The following is a 25,037-nucleotide window of genomic DNA, read 5'->3' as shown; positions in this document are numbered from 1 at the left end:
ATGGCACAAGGCACAGTACGGTGGTTCAACCCAGAAAGCGGCTACGGTTTCATCATTGATGATGAATCTGGCCAGGATATTTTCGTTCGTTATTCGGATATTGAGGGGGCCGGGTTCCGCACGCTGCAAGAAGATCAGCGGGTGGACTATTTCATCATGGAGGGGCCGAAGGGGTCGCACGCCGCCCGCGTTCGTCCGATCTAGCTCAGGTGCGCCACGCCGGGGCCGAGAAATGTTCGTTGAGCTAACCTCACCCCCGGCTAAGGTACGGACTGCGGTAGGGATATATATTACTGTGTAGTTTTAAAGTGCTTCTGCAAACAAGAAGACGGAAAGTAAGAGGTTACCTGTGGTCAAGCGCCTGGTGATTGTCGAGTCACAAACAAAGGCCAACAAAATCCAGCCCTATTTGGGCCCGGATTACATCGTCGAGGCCTCTGTAGGCCACATTCGTGACCTTCCGCGCTCCGCCGCCGAGATCCCGGCGAAGTACAAGAAGGAGCCGTGGGCACGCCTGGGCGTTGACACGGAGCACGAGTTCCGCCCCCTGTACCTTGTGAGCAGCGACAAGAAGAAGAAAGTCGCGGACCTTAAGAAGAAGCTCAAAGAGGTGGACGAGCTGTACCTCGCCACAGACCCCGACCGCGAGGGTGAGGCCATCGCCTGGCACCTGTTGGAGGTGCTCAAGCCGAAGGTTCCCGTGCGCCGCATGGTGTTTAACGAGATCACTAAGCCCGCCATCATCGAGGCCGCGCACAACACGCGTGAGCTGGACGAAGACCTCGTCTCCGCGCAGGAAGCTCGCCGCATCGTCGACCGCCTTTACGGCTACGAGGTGAGCCCCGTCCTGTGGAAGAAGGTCATGCCGCGCCTATCGGCGGGCCGCGTTCAGTCCGTGGCCACCCGTGTTATTGTCGAGCGGGAACGCGAGCGCATGGCGTTCGTGTCCGCCAGCTACTGGGATCTCGTCGCCACGCTGGACACCAAGAAGGACGAGCCGAGCCACGAGTTTGAGGCCCGCCTCACCGCCGTGGACGGCAAGCGCGTGGCACAGGGCCGCGACTTCAACGACCGTGGCGAGCTCAAGGATTCGTCCGTGACCGTCCTGGGCAAGCAGGACGTGGAAGAAATCGCCGCGAACCTGACCGGCGCCACGGTGACCGTCGACGCGGTGGAGGAGAAGCCCTACACACGCAAGCCGTACCCGCCGTTTATGACCTCTACGCTGCAGCAAGAGGCGGGCCGCAAACTGCACTACACCTCGGACCGTACGATGCGCATCGCCCAGCGCCTGTACGAAAACGGCCACATTACCTACATGCGTACCGATTCGACCACGCTGAGCCAGTCCGGCCTCATGGCGGCCCGCAACCAGGCAATCGAGCTGTACGGCGAGAAGTACGTTGCCGATTCGCCCCGCCAGTACACGCGCAAGGTGAAGAACTCGCAGGAGGCCCACGAGGCCATCCGCCCCGCCGGCGACCGCTTCTCCACCCCCGGTGAGCTGCACGGCAAGCTCGACGCGGAGGAGTACCGCCTGTACGAGCTCATCTGGCAGCGCACCGTCGCCTCCCAGATGGCCAACGCCCGCGGCACGTCGATGAAGGTGACGATGTCGGCTGGCAACGTTGAGCTGAGCTCCACTGGTCGGTCGATCACGTTCCCCGGCTTCCTCAAAGCCTACGTTGAGACGTCCGAGCTTTCCGACGGCCGGAAGGTGGCCGACAACGCCGAGACCAGGCTTCCCGTGCTTGCCGAGGGACAGAAGGTCACCTCCACTAAGGCCAAGCCCGAGGATCACTCCACCAACCCGCCGGCCCGCTACACCGAGGCCTCGCTGGTGAAGAAGATGGAGGAATTGGGCATCGGCCGCCCGTCCACGTACGCGTCCATTATCAAGACGATTCAGGACCGTGGCTACGTGTTCTCCCGCGGTAACGCACTCGTGCCCAGCTGGGTGGCGTTCGCTGTGGTGGGTCTCATGGAGCAGAACTTCTCCTCCCTGGTGGATTACGATTTCACCTCCGAACTGGAGGACCAGCTCGATGCCATTGCCACCGGCAACATGGACCGTACGAATTGGCTGACGGGCTTCTACTTCGGCGACGCCGAGGCCCCGGAGGACTCCGTGCCGCAGCAAGGTGGCCTCAAAGCGATCGTGGGCTCCAACCTGGAAAGTATCGATGCCCGCAAAGTCAACTCCCTCAAGCTGTTTGAGGATAAAGAGGGCCGGGATATTGTCGTGCGAGTCGGGCGTTACGGTCCGTACCTCGAGCGAGTAGTGGGCGTCGACAAGCAAGGAGACCCCGAGTACCAGCGGGCTAACCTTCCCGATTCAACCACCCCCGACGAGCTCACCCTCGAGTTCGCCGAGAAGCTGTTTGCCACCCCGCAGTCCGGCCGTGAGCTGGGCGTCAACCCGGCGACGGGGCGCACCGTGGTGGCCAAGGAGGGCCGGTACGGCCCGTACGTCACCGAGCTGGTGCGCGACGACGAGCGCACAGAGGTGGAAAAACTCGCTCTCGAGGCAGTGCAGAAGGAGCGCGACGAGGAAGACGCGCAGCGCAAGGCCGAGGGCAAGCGGAAGAAGAATTGGGAGACCAAGACCGCCGAGAAGCAGAAGCAGAAGCGCATCGACGAGTTCATTCAGGAGAAGCTCAAGCCCGGTACGGCCAGCCTGTTCTCCAGCATGGACCCCGCCACCGTGACGCTGGAGGAAGCCCTCAAGCTACTCTCGCTGCCGCGCGAACTGGGCCCGGATGATGACGGCGAGGTCATCACCGCCCAAAACGGCCGCTACGGCCCGTACCTGAAGAAGGGCAACGATTCGCGCTCGCTCGCTTCCGAGGATCTCATCTTCTCCATCACCCTCGACGAGGCGAAGGCCATCTACCGGGAGTCGAAGCGCCGTGGCCGCCAGGCCGCCAAGTCGCCGCTGAAGACCCTGGGTAACAACGATGTCTCCGGCAAACCGATGGTGGTGAAGGACGGCCGCTTCGGCCCGTACGTCACCGACGGCGATACGAACGCCTCCCTCAAGCGTGGCGACACCCCGGAGACCCTCACCGATGCCCGCGCCTGCGAGCTGCTCTCCGAGCGTCGCGCCCGCGAGGCAGCTGGCGAGGTGGGCAAGAAGAAGACGACCCGGAAGAAGGCCACGCGGCCGAAGAAGACCACCAAGCGCGTGGTCAAGGCCCGTCGCTCGCGGTAACTACAGGCACGACGCCACCGACCATTCGGCCGGTGGCGTTTGTCATGTCGGTGTCAGAGTGCCGGGCTCAACCGGGCCCAGTCGGCCTGGATAGGCGGGTAGCAGATGTGGGGTGGGCCGGGTTCGGTACGGCGGGCTAGGAGCGATCCGCAAGCGTGGGCCGGATAGGGCGGGCCAGGCGCGTGAGCGTGGAGCGCCCGCGCAGCTCGACGGATTTGAGAAGCGTCCAGCGGGCCTGCTCGGCCTCGCCGGCATCGCGCAGCGTGGCCGCGGTGGTGAGAACCCCGCCGGGGGTGTTCTTGGCTAGGTCTGTCAAGCGGGAAGCGGAGTTCACCGCGTCGCCGATGACCGTGTACTCGTAGCGCTCGCGGGCGCCAATATGGCCCGCAACAACCGTGCCGGTGGCCACGCCGATCCCGGCACCGAGTTCCACCTCCTGGAGGCGGGCGCGCAGCTCCCGGGCCGCGGCAAGAGCGTTGCCGGTGGCATCCGGAAGCGGGTTAGGGGCACCAAAGATAGCAAGCGCCGCGTCACCCTGGAACTTGTTGATAGAACCGTGGTACTCATGCACGACGGCGACGACACGCTCGAAGAAATCGTTGAGCGCAATGACCACTTCCTGCGGAGTGTGCTGCGTGGCATACGTGGTGGAGCCGACAACGTCGACGAACAGGACTGCCACCTTGCGGGATTCGCCGCCGAGCTGCGGGGTTTCCCGGAGGGCCCGGTTAGCTACGGACTTGCCCACGTACGTTTCCAGCATGCGCTTGGTGCGCTTGCCTTCGCGCAGACCACGGATCATCTCGTTGAAGCCAGCCTGCATTGTGCCGATCTGGCCACCGTCGTAAAGCGGAACCCGAACCCCGAGCTCACCGCGACGGGTGGACTCCACGGCCTTAGAGATGTCCCGGATCGGATCGGTGACCACGGAGGCGACCAGCACCGTTGCGACCGCACCGAAGAGGAGGACGGTGACCGTGCCGACGATGACGGGCACCGAGGGGCGCATGAACGCTACGAGGGCCACCATCGGCACGCACGTGGTTGCCACCCACGTGAGGACGATGCGGGAAGCGGGCCCGGTTTCGCGCCGAGTACTTTCGATCTGGCCGGAGAACACCCGGTTGGTAGCGGGCCGCACAAGGATCTTGGCTGTGAGGAAAGTAAGCGACGCGGTTAGGGCGAGCCCGACGAGCATACAGATCGCGATGGCAGAGGAGCGGGAGATGGCGTAGAAGACCGCCGTGGCGACGGCCCACACCACCATGCCGATAATCGTTTGCAGGCGCGGGATGCGCATGACTGTCTGGCGCACCATGGCCCGGTCGAACGCGTCAGGATCCCGGCGCCACGCGAGCACCGGCCGGAAGAGAAAGAACGTGGATGCAACGCCGAGTGCCACTGCCACCACGCCGACGATCAGCCCGGCTACCGCAAGAGCTGCGGGAACGGGGGCGACGAGCGAGATGATGAGAGCGATCGCCGCCGCACCCGCCGAGTTCACGGCGGCCATCGCCACCGCGTAACGGGGCCAGGAAGTTTTCAACAGCCACATGAGTTCTACTCTAAATCAACTACGCTTGGGAAGCGTGCAGTTATCCCCCGATCTCCTCAACGCCGCCACCGCAGCCCGCGCCGGCGATCACGGTTCCGCTATGACCCATGCCTGGCTCATTACCGGTCCACCTGGATCCGGGCGCTCCACCATGGCTCGGCGCTTTGCCGCGGCGCTGCTGTGCACGGGGAGCGGCGGGTCCCTTCCCTGCGGGCAGTGCGAGGGCTGCCGTCAGGCACTGCTGGGGACGCACCCTGATCTCACGGTGGTTCACCCCACGGAGCTCTCCATCAGCGTGGAGGACATGCGGGCCGTGATCCGCGGTGCCTCCCACGCACCCACGGTGGGCCGGTTTCGGGTTGTCATCATCGAGGATGCCGATCGGCTCACGCCCGCCGCTGGTAACTCATTGCTGAAGACGGTGGAGGAACCCCCGGAACGCACCGTCATCATCCTCTGCGCGCCGTCGACGGATCCCGAGGACATGCTGCAGACGCTCGTCTCCCGGTGCCGCCACGTCTACATTCCCACCCCCAGCTTCGATGAGGTGGCCGCCACCGTGGAAGCCTCCGGTGTCCCTCATGAGCAGGCGATGCTCGCCGCACACGCGACGGCGGGCCATATTGGGCGCGCCCGCCACCTCGCCACCGATACGACCACCCAGCGCCGTCGCGCGCGCGTCCTCCACCTGGCTGAGCTTCTCTTCTCGGGTTCGGAAGCCTACCTTGAGGTCACTGATTTGCTTTCCGACGTTGAATCGGACGTGAAAGCCCGCATCAAAGAGCTTCTCGACGCCGAGTTGGAGCGCACCCGCCTCACCCTCGGCGCTGGCGGCTCGGGGCGTGGAACCGGCGGGGTCATGCGTGGCACCGCCGACATCCTCAAGAAGGTGGAGCAGAAGTACAAGAAGCAGCAGACGCGTGAGCTTCGCGATACCATCGACCAGCTGCTCATGGATTTCATCGCGCTGTTCCGCGACGGGCTCGCCACCAAGGCGAGTGCCCCGCTCCTGCACACCGACTTCGCCGGCGATTCTGCCGATCTTGCACAGCGGTTGTCTGATTCCCAGCTGCTTGCCTGCATCGATGCGATCGGCCGGGCCCGGGAGCGGATCACCAAGAACGTCACGCCCCGCACGGCGTTGTTCGCGATGATTGGGGAAATACGCCTTATTAGCAGGTAGTTTCTTGTCTGGCGGGGTGGTCATGTACACTACCAACTGGTCATTAGACCGCGCCGCCTTAGCTCAGTCGGTAGAGCGTCTCACTCGTAATGAGAAGGTCGTGAGTTCGATTCTCACAGGCGGCTCCGTTAAATCCCCAGCTAGACACGGGTTCTAGCTGGGGTTTCGTCCATTTCTGAGAAGACACAAGAAGCTCAAAAAAGCCCAAGAAGTTCCAATTATCCCCGACCTCTGACCGACCATAGACGGTCCATGGACGGTCCAATCCAAAAACTAGACAGACCACACGGGGGTTAACACCTAAACCACTGCCCGTAACTAGCGGGCAACCTCACTACGATGGTGCCCATGGATTCTGACAACGTGTACGAATGGCGGGCGTTCCCACAGACGGAGACCTATCACAAGCAGGCCCACCACGTGCACGCGCTGCTCATGGCAGGCGAGTTCGACGAGGCGCTGGCCATGTACGACTCTGCGCTGCCGTGGGAACCGGGCATCAACGATTGGGATCCGGCGAACCCGAAACTCACGCTGCCGGTGGAGATCGTGCGGGCGCTGGGTGGCCCCGTAGAGGAGTTCGTCGCACACGGTGCGTTCACTGAGCTTTCCAGCACCCGTTTCTCGGCCCACTCTTCTCATCTCACCGAGCTCGTAGAAAGGCGGGGCCTGGAATTTCATCTCGATCTCCCGGAATGGAAACCGGTGAATCTCTCCGTTCTCACGGATCCGAACGCGCCGGAAGCTATCTGGCTTCCGGTTCCTGGAATGCGCGGCGGATTCGAGATCACCCGCTGGGATGAGGATTTTCAGGTGCGGTCGTGGTCCAGAAAAGACATGGGATCAGGTCAGCGCCACAGACTCACCGCCACGGGTATAGAACTCGTCCCAGGGGGCTTTGACTAGCGCTTTGGCTAACGCCAAAGCGTGGGCTTGCGCCAAAGCGTGAACAAACGCCGAAGCTTCAAAAACGCCGGTGCCAGAGTGGGTCACGGTGTAGCTAGGCCTGCGCCACCCGGGACTTTTGGATGTGCTGAATGACGATGCCGGATGTAAGCCCCGCGACAACACCGATGATGACGCCGATGAGGGGGTAATCCTGGAAAATCCAGCCACCGAGGTAGCCGATGAGGGTCGCCTGCGTGGCCCAGATGAAGGCACCGACGGCGTCGACGAAGAAGAACCTCCACCAGGGGTACTTCACCGAGCCCAAGAAGATAGTCAAGAACCAGCGGGCCCAGGGGATAAACCGGGCCGTGATAATCGTGACGGCCTCGTTGCGCTCCACCGAGTTGCGCACCCAATCGGATACGCGAGCCCGTTTCGAGTTCGGCTTGAATGTGAGGCGATCAGAAAACAGGTGTCCCACAAAGTAGCTGATGTTATCGCCAACGATGGAGTATCCCCACGCGGCGAGGAAGATGCCCCACACCCAGGGGCGGCCGGTCGAGCCGGACCAGGCGGAGGCGATGTTGACAATTGTCTCACTGGGCAGAAGCGGGAACACACAGTCGCCGATGACGAACATCCCGAGAATGGGGTAAAAAAGCGAGGAGTGCAGGAAAAGCTCAATGATGCTTTCCAAAAATCCACCCATGTGTTGGTCCTACTTGTTGTCCTTGTAAATCCGGATGCCCGCCATGATGAGCGGTATCTGTAAGGGTAAACGGCCAATGGAGATGATTTGTTTCTTCGCCGGCTCGTGGCGCCAATCCCACGCCATCTTGAAGTTGCCGGGCCACACTGCAAGAGAGGTGGCGGCGGTGGCGATGCCACCCCACTTGGGCTTGGTGATGAGCAGGGCCGCAGTCGCTAGCTCCCACACGCCAGAGAAGTAGGTCCACTGGGTGGGGGTGCCGGGGAGCTGTTCGGGGATGAGATTGTTGAAAGGCTCGGGCTTGGCAAAGTGCAACACGCCCATCGTGCCAAACGCGGCAGCAAGAATTTTACTCATGCGCACCAGAATACGGCCCCGTCGCAAGTTTTGGCAACGAGCGGACGGGCCCGGAAAGTTACTTTAAGGTGGTGAAGTATGAAGATTGTTTCCCACGTGGTTCCCACCATTACTGTCGACGGACAGGAGTTCCGCGACCTTGACCGCGACGGGCAGCTCAGCCCGTTTGAGGATTGGCGGCTCCCCGCCGCAGAACGCGCCGCAGACCTTGCCTCCCGCCTCAGCGTGGAAGAAAAAGCCGGCCTCATGATCATCGGCTCCCACTACCCGGGCGATTCCTCCTTCCTCCCGGAGCCGGAGGAAGGCAAGCTCCTAAACGATAAGGACGTGTGGCGGGACAAGCACCCGATCACAGGCATCCCCTTCCCAGAACCCGTCCTCACCGCCTCTGCCAGCAAGAAAGCGATTGAGGAGCGCCACCAGCGCTACTTCATCGTGCGCGATAACCTGAAGCCGCGGAGGCTGGCCGAGTGGACGAACGCCATCCAGGAGCTCGCGGAGAACACCCGCTTTGCCATCCCCGCGGTCTTCGCTTCCAACCCGCGCAACCACGTCTCTCTTGTGGCCCGCTTTGGTGTCAACGAGTCGGCCGGTGTGTTCAGCGAGTGGCCGAGTGAGCTCGGCCTGGCTGCGCTCGACGATGCCGAGCTCATGCGCGAGTTTGGCAAGCTCATTGCCCGCGAGTGGCGCGCCGGCGGCATCCACAAGCTGTACGGCTACATGGCCGACGTGGCCAGCGAACCCCGCTGGTCGCGCTTCAACGGTACGTTCGGTGAGGATACGCAGCTCGTGACCGACTACATCCGCGAGGTTGTCACGGGGATGGAGGAGGCCGGCGTGGCCACCACCATCAAGCACTTCCCGGGCGGTGGCGTCCGCATCGACGGCCACGACCCGCACTTCCCCTGGGGGCAGACCAACGAGTACCCCACGGAGAACGCCCTGGCCACCTACCACCTGCCACCGTTTAAGGCGGCTGTGGATGCGGGTTGCACGTCGATCATGCCGTACTACGCCAAGCCGGTAAATTCCTCGGCCCGCCAGTTGGACGAGGAGCTGTGGCAGAACCCGACCACCCAGTTCGACGAGGTCGCCTTCGCCTACAACAAGACGATCATCGGCGACCTGCTGCGCGAGAAGATGGGCTTCACCGGCTACATCAACTCCGATTCCGGCGTCATCGACGCGATGGTGTGGGGCGTGGAGGATCTCACCGAGGAGGAGCGGTTTGCCAAGGCCGTCAAGGCTGGTACGGACATCTTCTCCGATATGTCCAACCCCCAGAAGCTTGTCGACGCCGTGGCCCACGGTCTCCTTTCCAGTTCCGATCTCACTGGCCCCGCAACCCGCTTGTTGACGGAGATTTTCTCGCTGGGCCTGTTTGAGAACCCCTACGTTGACCCGGACGAGGCCGAGCGCGTCATCGGCAACGAGGAGACGCAGGCGCTGGGCGAGAAGAAGCAGCGCGAGTCCGTTGTCATCCTCAAGAAGGGCGAGGCCCTGCCGCTGGATCCGTCCAAGAAGGTGTTCACCTTTGCTACCGGACGCACGTCCATCGGTGAGGTACAGGACAAGCTGGACCAGGCCGTCGACAAGCGAATGGAGAGGGTGGGCCTAGAAGAAGCCGACATCGCCATCGTGTGGGCGCGCCCGGAAATCGAGCTCTTCGAGGACGACAAGGAGGGAGTAACCCTCTCCATCAACCCGGAGGATTGCGGGGTTGACCTCGAGCGCGTGCAGGCCATCCAGGAGGCGGTGCCCACCATCGTCGTGGTGAACTTCACCAACCCGTGGATCCTCAAGGACCTCGAGCCGGGAGCCGATAGCCTCGTGGGTAGTTTTGAGATCACCCCGGAGAACCTGCTCGATTCGCTCATCGGTGGCGAGGCGCGTGGCAGGCTGCCGTTCGCTGTGCCTGCGTCGATGGATGCCGTCAAGGCCTCTCCACGTGACGTGCCGGGCAAGTACCTCGGCGAGGATTACGCCTACCTCGATTCGGTGGGTAACCGGTACGTGTACGGCTTCGGACTGTAGCTGAAAACGGTTTCGCGCAAGCGGAACCTCGTTACAGTGGCGGGTATGACAAAGGTTCAAGCAATTATTTCCCGCGCGAAGGGTGAGCCGGTGGAGCTCACCACCATCCAGATCCCCGAGCCTGGCCCGAACGATGTCATCGTGAAGATCCAGGCTTGCGGGGTCTGCCACACCGACCTCGCCTACCAGCAGGGCGACATCGAGGATGCCTACCCCTTCCTGCTGGGCCATGAAGCGGCCGGCATCGTGGAAACAGTGGGCGAGCGCGTCACCCACGTCGCGCCCGGCGATTTTGTCGTACTCAACTGGCGCGCCGTGTGTGGCGAGTGCCGGGCCTGTAAACGCGGCGAGCCGCAGTACTGCTTCAACACGTTCAACGCCTCCAAGAAGATGACCCTGGAGGACGGCACCGAGCTCAGCCCGGCCCTCGGCATTGGCGCGTTCGCGGAGAAGACCCTCGTCCACGAGGGGCAGTGCACCAAGGTCAACCCGGACGCGGACCCCGCCGCCGCGGGTCTTCTCGGCTGTGGCATCATGGCCGGCCTCGGGGCCGCCATCAACACGGGTGAGATCACCCGTGGCCAATCCGTCGCCGTCATCGGCTGCGGCGGCGTGGGCATAGCCGCCATCGCCGGCGCACACCTCGCCGGTGCCACCACCATCATCGCCGTGGACACCGACAAGGAGAAGGCGGAGCGGGCAAAGGAATTTGGTGCCACCCACACGCTCGTGAGCTCGGACCACGTGGTGGACGATATCCACGAGATCACCGAGTTCGGCGCCGACGTGGTCATCGACGCCGTCGGCATCCCCGCAACGTGGAAGCAGGCCTTCTACGCCCGTGACCTTGGTGGAACCCTCGTCCTCGTCGGTGTTCCCGCGCCGGGCAAGAAGGTGGAGATCGAGGCCGCCGATATCTTCAGCCACGGAGGTGCCCTCAAGTCCGCGTGGTACGGCGATTGCCTGCCGGAGCGTGACTTCCCGCTGTACACCGACCTCTACCTGCAGGGCCGTTTCCCGCTGGACAAGTTCGTCAGCGAGCGCATCGGCCTGGACAAGGTGAACGAGGCCTTTGAAACGATGAAGCAGGGCAAGGTCCTCCGCAGCGTGGTGGTGCTCTAATGGCACTTCGTATTGACCACGCGGAAACCTCCGGCTTGTTCAAGCTCGACGGAGGTGAGTGGCAGGTGGACAACAACATCTGGGTTGTCGGCGACGATTCCGAGGTGTACATCATCGATGCGGCCCACAGCGTGGACCCCATCGCCGAGCAGGTAGGCGACCGCACCGTCAAAGGCATCATCTGCACGCACGGCCACAACGATCACATCACCGTCGCGCCGCAGCTATCGCAAAAGTATGACGCGCCGATCTTCCTCCACCCGGGGGACCGGATGCTGTGGAACGAGACGCACCCGGACGTGGACTTCCAAGAAATCGAAGACAAGCAGCCCTTTTCCATTGCAGGCACGGAGCTTACGTTCCTGTCCACACCGGGCCACTCCCCGGGCAGCGGCTGCCTCTACGCGCCCGAGGCGCATGTGCTGTTCTCCGGTGACACCCTGTTCCAGGGTGGCCCGGGTGCCACGGGCAGGAGCTTTTCCTCCTTCGAGGTGATCATTGATTCCATCCGTGAGCACCTTCTCACCCTTCCCGCCGAGACCCAGGTGTACACGGGCCACGGCCCGCACACCACCATCGGTGGCGAGGCTCCCCACCTGGAGGAGTGGATCAAGCGCGGGTACTAGTACCGGCATACCGCGGTTTTTAAGCGTCCACAATAACCCCCTGCCACCTGCCCACGTGCGATCAGCACGCCGGCAGGTGGCGTTGTTTTTTCGTCCTGCAATCAACCCGCACCGCAGCTAAGATAGGCGAAGGTATGAACAGATATTCGTTGGTTGGCTAGGCCCGACGCTGCGCCCTTGTTCGCCGCCGGGCCCGCGCCTGGTACCGGCGCACAAGGAGGAACGATGCCTGATCACAACACTGCACGTAGCGAGGCAGCCAAAGTGAAATGGGCGGCCTTAACCGCCCTGATTTTTACCCAGCGTATGAACGAGAAACTGCGGGAGATTACAGAGAAGCAGGGGGCGGATCGGGCGGTGCATGCCTTCGTGGCGAGTGTCAATTCTGACCTTGCCCGCACCCTGTTTTGCCGGGAGCACGTGGAAAGCATGAGGCGCGATGCGGAAGAGCTTGTGCAGATGGCTAAAACCGAGGACAAGGAAACCCTCACGCGGCATCTGCTCCAGCAGTTCGGAGGCGAAAAGGAAGCGGAGAACGCACGGACCTGGATTGAGGCTGTGCGAATCGCTGGTGTGGAGATCGCCGAGGATGGTCAGCACGCGAAAATCGTGGGCATCGGGGCAACGACAGCCGATGGCACCGAAATTGATGAAATTCCGCTGCCCCTGGTCAAAGAGGAAGGGCAGTGGAAAATCCGGATGTTCTAGTAAGTACTACCCGCAGGTTAGGTAACCCCCACGAGGAGGTGGGCGGTGTCCGCTTCGCCATCTCGTGGGGGTTGACTGTGCTTGTGCGGTGGTTTTAGGCCTTCGCCTTGCGGTAATCGAGGACCTGCAGCACCAGCGCCACGGTAACCACAACGGTAATTGCCATGAACGCGGTGGTGATGGCGTGATTCCAGTTGGTGGTGGCGAGCACGGAGAACAGGATGCCCGTCATGATCGCGTTGCCGATGGCGGTGGCCACGCGCTCGGCGGTCTGCTTGAACGCGCCTGCGGTGCCACCTTCGCTCGGCGGGACGTCGAGCATGGCGATGGTCTGGTTGGCGGAGCCGAACGCACCTTGGCCCAGACCGACGATGGCGAAGGAGCCGAATAGCCACCAGATGTTGAGGCCGTGCATGCCGTTGAAGAAAATGACGGCGATAGCGGTCACCATGCCGATCACCATGGCGGCAAGGGAGCTAATGCAGATGGCGCGCCCGTGTTCGAGGGAGTGGTTGCCGGAGAGGTAGGCGGTGATTGCGGAGGTGACGGCACCACCGAGGCCGACGAGGCCAGCGCTGAGGGCCGAGAAGTGCTGCCCATTTTGCAAGTAAATGGCAAGCGTGGAAAAGATCGAGGTGGAGCCCATGAACATGATGCCACTGATGGCGGTGCCAAAACCGAAAGAGTGGAGCTTGAGCAGCCCAAGGTTGACCATCGGCTCGTTGCCGCGCTTTTCGTAGTGCTTCTCCCACAGCACCCAGCAGATGCCGAGCACGAGTGCGAGAGGGAGGAGCAGCCACATGAACTTGTTATCGCCGTGATACATGAAGGGGTACATAATGCACACCACGGTGGAGGCGAGGAGCAGGGCACCGACGGGGTCGACATCAATGTGGCCCTTCTTGCGGTGGGCTTTTTCGTCAGCAAACGGCAGCCAGCGGAGGGCCAGGAAAATGCCGATGATGCCCACGGGCACCATGAACCAGAAGGACCAGCGCCAGCCCCAGGCCGGGTCGAGGGCGGAAATAATGGAGCCGGCAATAACCGGGCCCACCGCCACTGCCACGGCGACGGTGAGGCCGAACATGGCGAACGCGCGGGCGCGGTCGCGGCCGTGGAAGTACGTCTGGATGATGCCGGCGGTCTGCGGGCTGTACACGGCGGCGGCGAAACCCTGGATAAAACGGAACACGTTGAGGATTGTGGGGTCGCTGGCGAAGCCACATAGAGCTGTGGACAGGCAGAAGAGTCCCAGGCCGATGGTGAAGAAGGTTGATCGCCCCAGCAGATCTCCGAGGCGCCCGAAGGGGACGAGGAACACGCCGAAGCTCAGCGCGTAGCCGGCGAGGATCCACTGCAGCTGCGAGGCGGACGCGCCGAGTCCGTGCTCAATGGACGGGAGCGCCACGTTAATGGAACTGACCGCCACGAGGGCCATGGCCAGCGGAATCAGCAGAACAACGAGGATCTTTTTTCTCTCGCCCATAGAAAACCTCCTAAAATCGCAACCTACACATGATACTCATTCCCAAATAAACTACAATTCCCAATTATGCGTGCACTTGTTACCGGTGGAGCCGGTTTTATTGGATCCCATCTCGTTGAGCTGCTTCTCAAGGAGGGCCATGAACCGATCGTCGTGGACAACCTGTCCCACGGCAGGCGGGAGAACGTCCCTTCCGGTGTCCCGTTGGTGGAGGACGATCTCCTTCACATCGATCTCAACCGGTTGTTTGATGAGTACGCCCCCGAGGTTGTGTTCCACCTGGCCGCCCAGATCGACGTGCGGAAGTCGGTGGCTTCCCCGCTTTTCGACGCCCAGACGAACATCCTGACAACCATCCGCCTGGCCGAGGCCGCCCGCACTCACGACGTGCGGAAGATCGTGTTCACCTCGTCCGGCGGTGCGATTTACGGTGCACCGACCTCGTTCCCCGTCTCGGAGGACACGCCGGTGGATCCGCACTCGCAGTACGCCGCGTCGAAGGTGTCCGGCGAAATTTACCTCAACACGTACCGCCACCTGTACGGTCTCGAGTGCTCCCACATTGCGCCCGCGAACGTCTATGGCCCGCGTCAGGATCCGTTTGGTGAGGCCGGTGTGGTGGCGATCTTCAGTCAGCATCTGCTCAATGGTCTGCCTACCAAGGTGTTTGGTACCGGGTCGAATACGCGTGATTATGTGTTTGTTGGTGATGTGGCCCGGGCTTTCTACCTGGCTAGCGGCGACAAGGGTGGTGGCATGCGTTTCAACATCGGCACCGGCGTGGAAACAAGTGACCGGGATCTGCACACCCTTGTGGCCAAGGCTGCCGGTGCTGCCGATAATCCCGAGTTCGCCCCCGCCCGCCTCGGTGACCTTGAGCGTTCCTCCCTGGATTCCACCCGGGCCCGCGAGGTTCTCGGCTGGCAGCCACAGGTGACGCTGGAGGAAGGCATCGCCAAGACAGTTGATTACTTTAAGAGCGTGAGCAAGTAACACACCCGTTTCTTTCCCGGCCCACCCCGCAACCGCCTATATGCAATCGCGGAGCGTGTGGGCCGGGTTTCGTTTTGCGCGCGCGAGCACCGTGCGGCCCGGTGACGCGCCACCCAAGGCATAGTCCCTGCGGGCCGGGAACGGGATCTATTTCTAACCAAGGCGCGAAAAGACCGGCCTGCGATTACTCGCCGGCCGGTCTTTGCTAGCTGTTTGTTACTTCAGCTGGGTGTCAATGACTTCCTTGAAAGCCTCGAAGGGCTGTGCGCCGGAGACATACTGATCACCGACGATGAAGCTCGGGGTGCCGTTGATGCCGATGGAGGCACCGTACTTGGTGGCGTTGGTGACCGCCTGCGTGTACGTGCCGTTTTCCACCTCGGAGCGGAACCGGTCGATATCGGGGACGCCTGCCTCCTCGGCGAAGCGGACGAAATCCTCGATATCGTTTTCGGGGTGGCCGGGAACGTCCTTGCTCGCGGTGTACAGCGCGTTGTGGAACTCGTGGAACTTGCCCTGCGCCGCCGCCGCGCGGCCAGCTTCTGCTGCCTTCACAGCGTTGGGGCCGTTGATAGCCATGTCATTCCACTCGACGCGAACAAGTCCCTTGTTCACGTATTCGGAGAGGATCTGCTTGTAGGCATCGTTGGCGTACTTGGCGCAGTAGGGGCACTCAAAATCAGAAAACTCGCTGATGACCACGGGGGCATCAATATCGCCTTCGGCGAACGGGTCGTTAGCCATGCGGCGGTGCACGTTGGTGATGTCATCCGAGGAAGCGATGGTCTTGCCGGGGCCGTAGAGGAAAGCACCCTCGGTGCCGGACGGCTCGACTGGTGTGACTTCCTTGGCTTGCGTCGACGGTGCCGCCGGTGCGGCGGAGGAGACCGTCGTGGGGTTCGGTGCCGGCGGTTCCTGCTTATCTTTACCGCCACTGCCCAGGGCGTATCCGATAAGTAGTACGGCGACGAGCACGACTGCACCGAGGATCCAATAGAGCGACTTCTTCATTCGATTCCTTCCTACGTTTTCGTTCCTAGCCTACAGGTTTAACGGTGCTGCACTCGGAGGAAGGCCCAAATCTCCTCAGCGGTGTTGGGCTGGTACCACCACAAGTGCCCGCCCCGACCCCGGATGTGGTCGGTAGGTGCGACGCAGCCCTCGGCAATGACCTTGGTGGCACCGTAGCCGATGGGGAACTCCGTGCGGCCCACCCAGTTGCCACGCCCGCGAATCCGACGAAACAGTGGCACGAAGAGCGGGAAGCTTAAGTAGAAGAGCATCTCCGAAACGAGCGACCAGCTCGGCGTGTTCATCCCGCCCAATGTGGCCCACGCCGGGCGCCACGTGTGCAGCAGCAACGCGTTAGGCAGCCACAACTCGAGGCGGGAAAAGTCCAGCACTAACCTCACACCGTGGGCCGTAAACGTGGCGGAAGCCACCACGAACAGCACAAGCGACAACAGGTGCGTGGGATAAATCTTGGTCACCCGCCGCAAAAGGTAATGCCGCACCTCCTTGCCGGTGCGAATGTGCGAGTTGGACCAGTAGATGAGAAACCCAGACAAGATAAAGAAGAACGTCACGCCAGCGCTTCCCAGCTGCATGGGGATGAAGCGGTGGATGGTGGCGAAGAGCGCCGATTTTTGGAACGGGTACACCTGCAAGAAGACGAGGGAATGCAGGGTAAACACGCACAATGCGGCCCACCAGCGTGCCCCGGTGAGGGAGGGAAGCTGAGGCCTGCGTCTTCTGTGAACCAGATCCACTACGGCTGCGGGGAGTCGTCGGGCTTCACGGCGTTCTGCAGTGCCACGGCGCGTGCCAGGCGGGCGTACTTCAACTCCTGCTCGCGGAAGCGAATGTAGGCGGACATGGTGACAAAAAGGAACGCGATGACAAGCGCATAGAGGAGAAGATCCGTGCCGCGGTCAACACCCACCCAATTGGCCACCACGGTGAGATCATCGGGACGCAGGATGGCCCACACGCTGGCGATGATAAACAGCACGAAGCCGATCTTCACGCCCGCTTTGGCGCGCGACTTGCGCCTGTTGGAGAGGAAGAAGATGGCGAGAACGAGCGTCGCCACGAGAAGGATGATCTGAATCATTTGAGCCTCCTAGCCACGAAGCCGTCGGCGAGAATGTTGACACCGTTAATGAGGGACTGCCCCTTGCTCATCGAGTAATCGGTGTAGAGGATGTCTACTGGCTGCTCAGAAACACGCCAGCCGCGCTCATCCATCTGCGCGACGAACTCCGAAGCGTGGCTCATCCCATTCATCCGGATGTTGAGCTCGTCGGCCACCTTCTTGTTGAAAACGCGCAGCCCGTTGTGGGCATCGGAGAGCCCGAGCTTGCGGGTGCGTGGGGAGAGGAGTACCACCGTCTTGAGTACTAACCGCTTGATCCACGGCACCTGGTCGTCCGCGGAGCGGGGCCTGCCAAACCTTGTGCCCACGATGATGTCCACCGGTTCGTTGCGCAGCCGCTCGAGCATCGCCACCACGTCTTTTACCTGGTGTTGCCCGTCCGCATCGAAAGTGACAAAGTACCTCGCGCCGGGTTGCGCCCGGGCGTACTCCACACCCGTTTGGATGGCAGCCCCCTGGCCCAGATTTACCGGATGGTTGACGAGGTGGGCGCCGGCCTTGTGGATCTCCTCCGCGGAATTATCGGACGAGCCATCGTTGACGGCAACAATGTTGGGGAACGTCTCGCGCGCGTGGCGGATCACATCGCCAATGACCGTGCCCTCGTTGAAGCACGGAATGATAAGCCACGTGTCTTGATTCTGCATAACACCGTTTACCATAGCGGGTCAGTTAAAAAGCATCCGGTAAACCCGCCGGACAAGCCCCGCAGGGATTGCCCGATAGGCGCTGCGCACCACGAGGTTAACCAGTCCCCGCTTCTTTGAAACAAGGCCATATGCTGCAAGGTTGCGCTGCAGTTCGCATTCTGCGGCCCACATTCCCTGGGAGCGCCGGGTGAATACAGCCTCGTCAAGGCGGAACCGCACGAGTGGCTCCGGCAAGTTGTGCAGACGCATTCCTGATGCTAGCATCCGGGCCCACAGGTCGTAATCCTCCAGATTCTTGATGGGTTGATAGCCGCCTGCCTCCCGCACGGACTGGGTGCGGAACATGACAGCGGGCTGGTTGATCGGGCTGTTGATCTTTGCGTACCGGCGGATCTCGATGGCGTGCTCCGGCATCGCGCGGACACCGAGGTCGACGTACTTCCCGTCGGCATTCTCGGTGAACTCGATCATTGCCGCCCCGAGTGCATCAGTTTCCGGGTGCTGCTCAAACCAAGCGAGTTGCTTTTCAAAACGCTGCGGCAGGCAGATATCGTCGGAATCCATCCGGGCCGTGAACTCGCACGTCACTGCCTCCAACCCGGGACCCATTGCGGCACCCACGCCTTCGTTGGTGGGCAGCGCGACGACGGTGAGCGCGTCGCCGTAGCCGGCAATGACATCATCGAGCTCGGGGGTCAGTGGGCCGTCTTTCACCAGCACAAACTCGTCGGCTGGGCGCGTTTGATTCATGACCGAGTCGATGCTTTCTTTCAGCTGGCGCGGGTCCACCTTGTGGTACACGGCCATGAGAACGGCGAGAGTCTGCATAATTCGTAAGAGTACCGCGTAGGTGCTCGTTTTCCACTAGGAACCGGGTGGGTGGCCCCCATCTCATCTCTCGTGATGGCAACGAAACGGCACTCGCGACGGTGCCGAGCAATCCCCCGTGCTGCGTGTACCGGTGATAAGTGCTGACGGGCCGACTTCGGCCCGCCTAGAAAAAGCCTGGCTACCCGCGGTAACCCGCCAGGTGCACGGCGATTCCCAGGGAGGGGCCAACAGTGAGCGCGATGAGGACCACTGCCGTGGCGGGGAGGGGCAAGAGCAGGGCGGCGAATGCGGACACCGAGGCCACGATCCACCCGAGCACGTAGAGGCGGTGTCGTTCGGCAGCCAGAGTGCGCGTCCCCGTGATGATGAGTGCGCCCATCCACGCTGCGGCGAAAGTGAGGACCGCGAGAATCCACCCGGAGACGTAGTAGTCGGGGGAGAAGAATGTGCGTAGGATCCACGGCCCGAGGAGGTAGGCGGCGAGCGCCCCTATGAGGCCCACCCCCAACACCGCGAGGATGGGGCGCAGAGGCGAGCCTTTCTTCTCTACAAAGTAGACGATGAGGGCCGATTGGAACCGCTGGAGTGGGACGAGGATAGGCGCCCTCGTAAGGGTGATGGCGAGCATGAGGCCCGCGAGCGTGCCGGCGTCGCCGGTGAACTTCATCATCGCGGGGAAGCCGGTGATGAGGGCCGCAGATGCGCCCGAAGCGAGCATGGCGGCGAGAACCCGGCGCAGGTACGTGCGGGAGGGGACGTCGGCAAGCGAGGTGAGCAAAGCGGTGCGGGCCCGGGGCGAGCAACCGACGATGACGGCCCAGCTTGCGGCACCGATAACCGTGACGATGAGGAAAGAGAGGAGCCCCCAGCCTGCGGCGAGGGCGGCGAGGACGAGCACGAGGCGGATGCCGGAGTCGAGGATGAGGAGCATGGCGTAGTGGTTCCACAGCTTGAGCCCGGACAGGATGCCGGAGAGGACTGCCTGGTACGCGTAGCAGACGATGCCCACGAGGAGGAGGACGAGGGCGGAGGGCGTGTGGCTTTCCACAATGCGGCCCACCCACAACGGGCTGGTCACCAGCGCTATCGCCGCGACGCTTCCGCCGATGAGGAGGGCAGCGCGGTGGGGCCTTGCCCCGCGTTTGGGGCTTGTCGACGACACCGCGCGCGTTGTTTCCTGCATCAGGCCGTCGATTAATCCGGTGATGGCGAAGAAGAGCCCCCAGTAGGCGTTGAACTGTTCGAACACGTCGCCGCCGAGGGCGAGGGTGGCGACGTAGATGACGATAAACCCGGATAGCGCGGAAAAGATCGTCGCAACACTCATCGCCTTCATGGGGGAAATCCTACAAAAGCTACGGCGCAGACATGACAAAGCCCCGCACGAGGCGGGGCTTCTCACGTGTCGGGCCCGTCGTAAACGTCGGGACCGTCGTAAACGTCGGGACCGTCGGGTCGGGCTAATTACTGCTCGTCGGTGACCTCGTCGCCGATGCCCATGCCCTTAGCCAGGGTGGGCCAGGAAAGGTGCATGTCATCCTCCCAGTAGCCCCACTGGTGGGTGCCGGTCGGGCGGAAGTTCCACTCGGCAGGGATACCGGCCTTGTCCAGCTTGGCCTTGAGCTGGTGGGTGCAGTAGTTGGTGGCACCCTCGATCACGCCGCCGACGACCTCGACCTCGGCCATGGCCGCGGAGTTGCCCTTCGTGCGCGGGCTGGACCAGTAATCCCAGCGGCCGGACAGGCCGGACGCGTTGGAGATGTACATGGTCTGGCCACGCAGCTTCTCGGCGTTGATGAGTGCGTCGTTGTACTGCAGGTAGTTGTCAATCGGCGCGTCGGCAAAACCAGGCTGGAACGCCTCGCCGTTGCCCCACATCTCGTTGACGTTGGAGGATGCGCGGTCGAGCGTCAGGTTGATGGCGATGAGGCCCATGTCCTTGGTGGTCTGGGCACAGCCGGAGAACGAACCGATGGCGTCATAGAAGCCGGGGTGGTGCTGCGCGTACAGAAGCACGGTGGTGGCGGACATCGACATGCCGGTGATGGCGCGCTTGTCGTTAGCCTGCAGCTCCTTCTCAATCACCGGGGGCAGCTCCTTGGTGAGGAACGTCTCCCACATCTGCTTGCCGCCGAGGTTCTTCTTGTCATTCACCCAATCGGAGTAGTAGGAGAACTTGCCCTCCATGGGGACAACGACGTTGACGTTCTTTTCCTTGTAGAAGTCGATCATCGGCGTCTGCATGATCCAGTTGGCGGAACCCTCGCCGCCGTCACCGCCGTTAAGAACGTACAGCGTGGGACGATTGGGGTCCTTCGCGTGGATCACAACGAGCGGCACCGAGCGGTTGTTCATAGAGGGCGACTTGGCCTGGTACACGCTCACACGCGGATCCTGGGAGCCGGTGTTGTAGATGTAGTACTGCTGGCCACTTTCGGTTTCACCGTATGTGTACCCCATCTTCGGCTGGCCGGACTCATCGAGGATGACCTTGCCCGTCTTCTTGTCCTTCAGCGGAGCACGCTTGAAGCCGCCGACCTTGGCGCGCCACTTTTCCAAGCCCTTGCCATCATTGGTCTCTTTGGTGAGGGTGGCGAGCCCGTCCGTTGAGGCTGTCTCGGCAGCGGGAGCGGTGGTAGCCGGTGCCTCCGTGGCTGCCGCTTCCTGGGCCGAAGCAACGGCAGGTAGGCCACCAAACAGGGTGGCGGCTGCTACTGTGCTAACAGCGAGACTGTGAGCGAGGCGAGACATGGAACTCGAGGAACGCATCGATTCATCCTTACACAATATGACTAGTTTTTATTCTCCTGACAGGAGATTCACGTGATATATCGAAATTCTAGCCGTTTACGTTAACACGTAAAACCACAACCTTCACTGGGTGTAACGTGAGGCGCGCATACTGCGACTATGTACTATAGAATCATCGCAATGACCGCTTCGTGCTGCCTTCACGCCGCCTGCGAAGGTGGGATCTGGCAGTAGCGTTGCCTGTACCTGTGAACTATCGAAACTAGAAAAGTTATCGCGCGCTCCGCAGTGGTCGCTTGAGGCGCCAGAGCCGGTGCGCGACAGAAAGGCTAATCATGCAGTTTTTCCCTCTCGATCCCCTCGAGCAGATCATCATTGCTATCAACGAGTTCCTCGGCGTGCTCCTGCACAACGGCTCTTCCTCGCTGGCCGTCACCAGCGCTGAGCTGGGCGCAATCTAGGTCGCGCACCGTTTTGGGCCCAGTGAACTAGGCCAAGCAGGCTGGGCCCGGTAAATTGCAGCCCGCTTAGAGGAGCCCTGCAGGCTCGGCCTGTGTGCCGGCCCACTGTCTGAAGCGTGAGGTGTGCTGTCGGCGCGCCTTGCGAGCCCCCACAATGTGGGGGCTCTTTTTGCTACTTACCCCTGAACTCGCATCGGAGGATGAAACTAGCGGGAGTGAGGCGCTGACGGCGGGAGGGAGACGTCGAAAAGCGGAAAACCGGTCATCAACGGCCTGCGGAACGTTTAGTAATACCTTAATTTGGGGGCGGTGAGGCGGGTGCTGTTATGCGCGCGGGTGGGGTCATTTTCCTTTGCTGACCTCGCTATTTTTCTATGCGGGGAGACAATAAGTTATTAATAACCGGCGCTAGGGCGAGTGAATCCGTACACTAATGAGGTATGAGTGAACATTTTGATGTTGTAGTTCTCGGCGCGGGCCCTGGTGGCTACGTTGCTGCCATTCGCGCAGCCCAGCTGGGTAAGAAAGTTGCAGTAGTAGAAAAGCAATACTGGGGCGGCGTGTGCCTCAACGTGGGCTGCATCCCCTCTAAGGCCCTCATCAAGAACGCCGAGCTTGCTCACGTCCTGACCAAGGAAAAGAAGACCTTCGGCATCGAAGGTGACGTGACCATGAGCTATGAGTCGGCACACCAGCGCTCCCGGAAGGTCTCGGGGAACATCGTCAAGGGTGTCCACTTCCTCATGAAGAAGAACGAGATTACCGAGATCAACGGCCTCGGCTCCTTCAAGGATGTGGGGACCATTGAGATCACCGAGGGGGATGACAAGGGCAAGGAAATCACCTTCGACGATTGCATCATCGCCACCGGGTCCGTGGTCAAGACCCTGCCGGGCGTGGAGCTCTCGGAGAACGTCGTCTCCTACGAGGAGCAGATCCTCAACGAGAAGCTTCCGGAATCCATGGTCATCGTGGGCGCCGGCGCCATCGGCATGGAGTTCGCCTACGTGCTGGCCAACTTCGGCGTCAAGCTCACCATCGTCGAGTTCATGGACCGCGTCCTGCCCAACGAGGATCCGGAAGTATCCAAGGCGATCGCCCGCGAGTACAAGAAGCTGGGAATCAAGCTTCTCACCGCCCACGCCACCAAGGCTGTGCGCGACAACGGTGACTCCGTGGAGGTAGACATCGAATCCAAGGACGGCTCCAAGAGCGAAACCCTCACCGTCGATCGCGTTCTCGTCTCCGTCGGCTTCGCCCCGCGCACGGAGGGCTACGGCCTGGAGAATACCGGCGTCAAGCTCACCGAGCGTGGCGCCATCGACATTGACGAGCGTATGCGCACCAACGTGGAGCACATCTACGCCATCGGCGATGTCACAGCCAAGCTGCAGCTCGCCCACGTGGCCGAGGCACAGGGCATCGTGGCAGCCGAGACGATCGCCGGCGCGGAGACCCTGGAGCTGGGCGATTACATGATGATGCCGCGTGCGACATTCTGCAACCCGCAGGTCGCCTCCTTCGGCTACACCGAGGAGAAGGCCAAGGAGAAGTTCCCGGATGCCGAGGTGAAGGTGGCCTCCTTCCCGTTCTCCGCCAACGGCAAGGCACAGGGCCTGGCAGAACAGCAAGGCTTTGTGAAGATCGTTGCCGATGCCCGCCACGGCGAGCTGCTCGGCGCACACATGGTGGGCGCCAACGTGTCCGAGATGATTCCAGAGCTCACGCTCGCGCAGCGCTTCGACCTCACCGCCGAGGAAATCTCCCGCAACGTCCACATCCACCCGACGATGTCGGAGGCGATGAAGGAAGCCGCCCACGGCATTGCGGGCCACATGATCAACCTGTAAAAAATTCCGCCACCCCTCACGCGGGCACCTGTGTGAGGGGAGCCGCTGGAAATTTTTTCACCGCCACGCTCACGGTCTGTGAGGGTGGCGGTTTTCTTGTGCCTCCAGGTCACGTTGGTGGAGAAGAATTACGCAACAAAAAATGCGCATATTTAAATGTGAAAAACCGGGGGAGACCTGCGGTTAAATGCTAGATTTTGGGGCCTAACATGTTACCTTTAGGTTATGCCAGCAGAACCGAAATGCCCCATCCGGTTCGGAGACCCGTGCTCACTTTGTGTGCCCGGGGCAACGGGGCCTCAGGACTGCCAGCTGGTTGCTCTGGTTCGTGATGATCCGGATCTCATGGAGCTGCGTTGCGAGATGATCGCCCGGAAAAAGGGCGAGAATAGCGTGGCCGGTGACAGTAATAAGTAATAAGTAAAAAGTTCAACCACGATCGAGGGTGTGATGCGTGCGAAACGGGCAAATTGCGTGCCCGGTGAAAATTGCGTTATTGCTGTGCACCGTTACTCACGGGTCGGAACAGACCTGCGCTCGATGTGTGACGTTCAGCACGTTAAAAACGGGAAAGTGGGAGATTTTTCCCACTTGGCCGTAAGGTATAAGGGACACTGGAGGTGCCATGACTGTTAAATATGATGACCGTGAGGCAGTTGCTCACGGCAAAATCACAACTAAGCCGCTACGTGAGCGGCCGGGCGCGCCCTCATGGGCGCTCAAGCTCATTATGGCGATTACGGGCATTATTTTCGGCCTGTTCGTCTTTGTTCACATGATCGGAAACCTGAAGATCTTCCTTCCGGATACCGATGGCGTTAACCATCTGAACGAATACGCAGCCTTCCTGCGCGAGTTCGGCGAGCCCATGCTCCCGTACGGTTCGTTCCTGTGGGCGTTCCGCATTGTTTTGCTCGTGTGCCTGGTGGCTCACGTGTACTCCGCGTTTGCTCTCCAAGGGCGCGCACACAAGTCCCGTGGCAAGTTCCGTCGTTCGGGACTCATGGGCGGACTCAATAGCTTCTCCGCACGGACGATGCTCATCACCGGCATCGTGCTGCTGCTGTTCATTATTTTCCACCTTTTGGACCTGACCATCGGCGCACAGCCCGCCGCCAGCGACGTGTTCGTCCACGGCGAGGCATTTGCCAACGTCGTCGCAAGCTTCAGCCGTCCGCTCGTCGCTTGCTTCTACATCCTTGCCATGGTCATCCTGTTCTTCCACCTGAGCCACGGCCTGTGGACGGCAGTGAGTGACCTCGGCATCACCGGACGCCGCTGGCGCGCCGTGCTGCTGTTCGTGTCCTACCTCATCCCGGCTGCCGTCCTGGTGGGGAACGCGCTCATCCCGATCTCAGTCCTCGCAGGCTGGATCGGATAGAAAGGGAGCAAAAAAGATATGAGTACTTCATCCAAGATTGGTGTCCAAGAGGCAGGCGCTACGCCAGGCGTGATCAAGAGCACTGA

Annotated in this window: 24 protein-coding genes and 1 tRNA gene; 14 read left to right on the top strand and 11 right to left on the bottom strand. The window is 61.6% G+C overall.

Features of this window, described 5'->3' with window-relative positions; genetic code table 11:
- Together HMPREF1219_RS11395 and topA are read left to right on the top strand one after the other, a co-directional pair.
- Positions 1-204 carry a cold-shock protein gene (locus HMPREF1219_RS11395; protein ID WP_016459087.1) on the top strand — a complete coding sequence of 68 codons (204 nt, stop codon included), beginning with the start codon at positions 1-3 and terminating at the stop codon, positions 202-204.
- Positions 205-349: 145 nt separating this feature from the next.
- Positions 350-3,211, top strand: a complete 2,862-nt coding sequence (gene topA / locus HMPREF1219_RS11390; RefSeq protein WP_016459086.1) for a type I DNA topoisomerase — start codon at positions 350-352, stop codon at positions 3,209-3,211.
- Positions 3,212-3,347: 136 nt separating this feature from the next.
- On the opposite strand, the gene HMPREF1219_RS11385 is transcribed toward topA, so the two are convergent.
- Positions 3,348-4,766 (bottom strand): adenylate/guanylate cyclase domain-containing protein, encoded by a 1,419-nt coding sequence (locus HMPREF1219_RS11385; RefSeq protein WP_016459085.1) that lies wholly within the window; start codon positions 4,764-4,766, stop codon positions 3,348-3,350.
- 34 nt (positions 4,767-4,800) lie between these two features.
- Here HMPREF1219_RS11385 and HMPREF1219_RS11380 point away from each other — a divergent pair, with 34 nt between their 5' ends.
- From HMPREF1219_RS11380 to HMPREF1219_RS11370, 3 genes are all read left to right on the top strand, one after another.
- Positions 4,801-5,949 (top strand): DNA polymerase III subunit delta', encoded by a 1,149-nt coding sequence (locus HMPREF1219_RS11380; RefSeq protein WP_016459084.1) that lies wholly within the window; start codon positions 4,801-4,803, stop codon positions 5,947-5,949.
- A 52-nt stretch (positions 5,950-6,001) separates the two neighbouring features.
- Positions 6,002-6,074 (top strand) — tRNA-Thr (locus HMPREF1219_RS11375).
- 223 nt (positions 6,075-6,297) lie between these two features.
- The gene (locus tag HMPREF1219_RS11370; protein ID WP_245554465.1) at positions 6,298-6,855 is read left to right on the top strand and encodes a hypothetical protein; all 558 of its coding nucleotides are present in this window, start codon (positions 6,298-6,300) and stop codon (positions 6,853-6,855) included.
- 94 nt (positions 6,856-6,949) lie between these two features.
- On the opposite strand, the gene HMPREF1219_RS11365 is transcribed toward HMPREF1219_RS11370, so the two are convergent.
- Both HMPREF1219_RS11365 and HMPREF1219_RS11360 read right to left on the bottom strand, forming a co-directional pair.
- The gene (locus tag HMPREF1219_RS11365; RefSeq protein WP_016459082.1) at positions 6,950-7,546 is read right to left on the bottom strand and encodes a DedA family protein; all 597 of its coding nucleotides are present in this window, start codon (positions 7,544-7,546) and stop codon (positions 6,950-6,952) included.
- 9 nt (positions 7,547-7,555) lie between these two features.
- The gene (locus tag HMPREF1219_RS11360; RefSeq protein ID WP_016459081.1) at positions 7,556-7,903 is read right to left on the bottom strand and encodes a DoxX family protein; all 348 of its coding nucleotides are present in this window, start codon (positions 7,901-7,903) and stop codon (positions 7,556-7,558) included.
- Between the two features lie 78 nt (positions 7,904-7,981).
- Between HMPREF1219_RS11360 and HMPREF1219_RS11355 the strand changes: the two genes are divergently transcribed.
- The 4 genes from HMPREF1219_RS11355 (at position 7,982) to HMPREF1219_RS11340 (ending at position 12,393) form a co-directional block, all read left to right on the top strand.
- The gene (locus tag HMPREF1219_RS11355; protein WP_016459080.1) at positions 7,982-9,937 is read left to right on the top strand and encodes a glycoside hydrolase family 3 protein; all 1,956 of its coding nucleotides are present in this window, start codon (positions 7,982-7,984) and stop codon (positions 9,935-9,937) included.
- Between the two features lie 45 nt (positions 9,938-9,982).
- On the top strand, positions 9,983-11,059 hold the full coding sequence (locus tag HMPREF1219_RS11350; protein ID WP_016459079.1) for an S-(hydroxymethyl)mycothiol dehydrogenase: 1,077 nt from the start codon (positions 9,983-9,985) through the stop codon (positions 11,057-11,059).
- Positions 11,059-11,685, top strand: coding sequence for an MBL fold metallo-hydrolase (locus tag HMPREF1219_RS11345; RefSeq protein WP_016459078.1), 627 nt, complete (start codon positions 11,059-11,061; stop codon positions 11,683-11,685). Before HMPREF1219_RS11350 ends, HMPREF1219_RS11345 begins: the two co-directional genes overlap by 1 nt.
- A gap of 225 nt (positions 11,686-11,910) precedes the next feature.
- Positions 11,911-12,393, top strand: coding sequence for a hypothetical protein (locus HMPREF1219_RS11340; RefSeq protein WP_016459077.1), 483 nt, complete (start codon positions 11,911-11,913; stop codon positions 12,391-12,393).
- A gap of 94 nt (positions 12,394-12,487) precedes the next feature.
- Here HMPREF1219_RS11340 and HMPREF1219_RS11335 read toward each other — a convergent pair whose 3' ends face one another.
- Positions 12,488-13,879: an MFS transporter gene (locus tag HMPREF1219_RS11335; protein ID WP_016459076.1), complete on the bottom strand. Its 1,392-nt coding sequence runs from the start codon at positions 13,877-13,879 to the stop codon at positions 12,488-12,490.
- Between the two features lie 66 nt (positions 13,880-13,945).
- Here HMPREF1219_RS11335 and HMPREF1219_RS11330 point away from each other — a divergent pair, with 66 nt between their 5' ends.
- Positions 13,946-14,872, top strand: coding sequence for an NAD-dependent epimerase/dehydratase family protein (locus HMPREF1219_RS11330; RefSeq protein WP_016459075.1), 927 nt, complete (start codon positions 13,946-13,948; stop codon positions 14,870-14,872).
- 216 nt (positions 14,873-15,088) lie between these two features.
- Here HMPREF1219_RS11330 and HMPREF1219_RS11325 read toward each other — a convergent pair whose 3' ends face one another.
- The 7 genes from HMPREF1219_RS11325 to HMPREF1219_RS11295 all read right to left on the bottom strand — a co-directional run bounded on the left by HMPREF1219_RS11325 (position 15,089) and on the right by HMPREF1219_RS11295 (position 21,277).
- A complete protein-coding gene (locus tag HMPREF1219_RS11325; protein WP_016459074.1) occupies positions 15,089-15,883 on the bottom strand; it encodes a DsbA family protein in 795 nt (264 codons plus the stop codon).
- A 38-nt stretch (positions 15,884-15,921) separates the two neighbouring features.
- A complete protein-coding gene (locus HMPREF1219_RS11320) occupies positions 15,922-16,641 on the bottom strand; it encodes an acyltransferase family protein (protein WP_016459073.1) in 720 nt (239 codons plus the stop codon).
- Positions 16,641-16,985, bottom strand: a complete 345-nt coding sequence (locus tag HMPREF1219_RS11315) for a DUF2304 domain-containing protein (protein WP_016459072.1) — start codon at positions 16,983-16,985, stop codon at positions 16,641-16,643. The genes HMPREF1219_RS11320 and HMPREF1219_RS11315 overlap by 1 nt, the downstream gene beginning before the upstream one ends.
- A complete protein-coding gene (locus HMPREF1219_RS11310) occupies positions 16,982-17,674 on the bottom strand; it encodes a glycosyltransferase family 2 protein (protein WP_040427793.1) in 693 nt (230 codons plus the stop codon). Before HMPREF1219_RS11310 ends, HMPREF1219_RS11315 begins: the two co-directional genes overlap by 4 nt.
- Before the next feature lie 21 nt (positions 17,675-17,695).
- A complete protein-coding gene (locus HMPREF1219_RS11305; protein ID WP_016459070.1) occupies positions 17,696-18,505 on the bottom strand; it encodes a glycosyltransferase in 810 nt (269 codons plus the stop codon).
- Between the two features lie 181 nt (positions 18,506-18,686).
- Complete coding sequence (locus HMPREF1219_RS11300; protein ID WP_016459069.1) at positions 18,687-19,844, bottom strand: polysaccharide biosynthesis protein; 1,158 nt, start codon at positions 19,842-19,844, stop codon at positions 18,687-18,689.
- 128 nt (positions 19,845-19,972) lie between these two features.
- Entirely contained in the window at positions 19,973-21,277 is a 1,305-nt protein-coding gene (locus HMPREF1219_RS11295) for an alpha/beta hydrolase (protein ID WP_016459068.1), read from the bottom strand.
- A gap of 317 nt (positions 21,278-21,594) precedes the next feature.
- Between HMPREF1219_RS11295 and HMPREF1219_RS13375 the strand changes: the two genes are divergently transcribed.
- From HMPREF1219_RS13375 to HMPREF1219_RS11285, 4 genes are all read left to right on the top strand, one after another.
- A complete protein-coding gene (locus tag HMPREF1219_RS13375) occupies positions 21,595-21,720 on the top strand; it encodes a hypothetical protein (RefSeq protein WP_016459067.1) in 126 nt (41 codons plus the stop codon).
- Positions 21,721-22,160: 440 nt separating this feature from the next.
- Positions 22,161-23,570 carry a dihydrolipoyl dehydrogenase gene (gene lpdA / locus HMPREF1219_RS11290; protein ID WP_016459066.1) on the top strand — a complete coding sequence of 470 codons (1,410 nt, stop codon included), beginning with the start codon at positions 22,161-22,163 and terminating at the stop codon, positions 23,568-23,570.
- A gap of 225 nt (positions 23,571-23,795) precedes the next feature.
- Positions 23,796-23,987: a DUF6767 domain-containing protein gene (locus HMPREF1219_RS13450; protein ID WP_143485476.1), complete on the top strand. Its 192-nt coding sequence runs from the start codon at positions 23,796-23,798 to the stop codon at positions 23,985-23,987.
- A 208-nt stretch (positions 23,988-24,195) separates the two neighbouring features.
- Entirely contained in the window at positions 24,196-24,951 is a 756-nt protein-coding gene (locus tag HMPREF1219_RS11285; RefSeq protein ID WP_016459065.1) for a succinate dehydrogenase cytochrome b subunit, read from the top strand.
- The last annotated feature ends 86 nt before the right edge of the window (positions 24,952-25,037 follow it).

Source organism: Corynebacterium pyruviciproducens ATCC BAA-1742 (assembly GCF_000411375.1).
Lineage (GTDB): Bacteria > Actinomycetota > Actinomycetes > Mycobacteriales > Mycobacteriaceae > Corynebacterium > Corynebacterium pyruviciproducens.
This window is presented reverse-complemented; position numbering and strand designations above follow the sequence as displayed.